Below are 1111 nucleotides of genomic sequence, written 5' to 3'. Positions count from 1 at the left end.
AGCCGTGCCACTCCCCCGGGTCCAGGTCGAAATGCACCACCTGCCCGCGGGCGTGGACCCCCGCGTCGGTGCGGCCGGCAACCGTCAGCCGGACCGACCGGCGGATCATGATTGCCAGCGCCTCCTCGAGCGCGCCCTGCACGGTCAGCCGGCCGGGCTGCACGGCCCACCCGCTGAAGGGGCCGCCGTCGTACGCAAGATCCAGGCGGACACGCAAGGGCCCGCCGTCCCGGCCTGGGACGGGGGAAACAGTCGGAGGCATGGATTCCATGCTACCGGGAGCCCCCGAGTCCTCCGGATGCCGCCGGCGCCCGCGGCTGGTTGCAGGCGGCGACCTGCCAGGCATCGGCGGACTGTCGACGGGGGCGGGCATTCGGTCTATGTTGCTGGGACAGCGCCCGCACACACGGGCGGGACCGCGAGGTTCGGAGGAGCGATGGCAGGCAGCCCCGGAATGGCAACCACCACGGATCACAACCGCCGGATCGCCCTGCCCGGGATCGTCCTCGGGGTGGGGCTCGGCGGCTTCGTGGACGGCATCCTGTTGCACCAGATCCTGCAGTGGCACCACATGCTCACGAGCGCGGACACCGCGAACATCGACGTAGGTTCGTTCCCGGCGAACACCGTCCACGGCCTGCAGATGAACACGCTGTGGGACGGGCTGTTCCATACGGTGACCTGGCTGGCCGTGCTGATCGGGCTGGGCCTGTTGTACTCGCGGGTGACGACCTCGCGCGGACGGGTCTGGGCATCCCGGACCCTCTGGGGCTGGATGCTGCTCGGCTGGGGACTCTTCAATCTCGTGGAGGGGATCATCGACCACCACATCCTCGCCATTCACCACGTCATCGGCGGCGAGTACCAGATGCTGGCCGACATTCTCTTCCTGATCTTCGGGGCACTGCTGGTGATCGGCGGTTGGCTGCTGCAACGGTCCGGGCGGGTGGTAGACCTGAGGGCTGGCACCCCCGGGCGGGAACCAGCGTGATCGGCGCCCACTCGGTCCACAACCATCAGCCGGCCGCGTTCGACGGCGTGCTGCTACCGGCCCTCGTGGCGGCGGCAGCCGTCGCCTACCTGGCGTTGGCGTGGCTGCGGAGCCGCGAGG

At 70.0% G+C, this 1111-nt stretch carries 1 protein-coding gene and 1 pseudogene; one reads left to right on the top strand and one right to left on the bottom strand.

What is annotated here, in order from left to right:
- Positions 1-262 (bottom strand): annotated as a pseudogene (locus tag AC5RUJ_RS16945) (tRNA pseudouridine(38-40) synthase TruA); the annotation flags it as partial.
- 192 nt (positions 263-454) lie between these two features.
- On the opposite strand from AC5RUJ_RS16945, the gene AC5RUJ_RS16940 reads away from it, so the two are divergent.
- Positions 455-991 carry a DUF2243 domain-containing protein gene (locus AC5RUJ_RS16940; protein WP_494128396.1) on the top strand — a complete coding sequence of 179 codons (537 nt, stop codon included), beginning with the start codon at positions 455-457 and terminating at the stop codon, positions 989-991.
- Positions 992-1111 lie beyond the last annotated feature (120 nt).

The sequence above is a fragment of the Arthrobacter sp. Y3223164 genome (assembly GCF_059091005.1).
This window is presented reverse-complemented; position numbering and strand designations above follow the sequence as displayed.

Bases quoted from the DNA above. Each gene is read 5' to 3' on its own strand.
- AC5RUJ_RS16940 (WP_494128396.1), top strand. From the start codon at position 455: ATGGCAACCACCACGGATCACAACCGCCGGATCGCCCTGCCCGGGATC.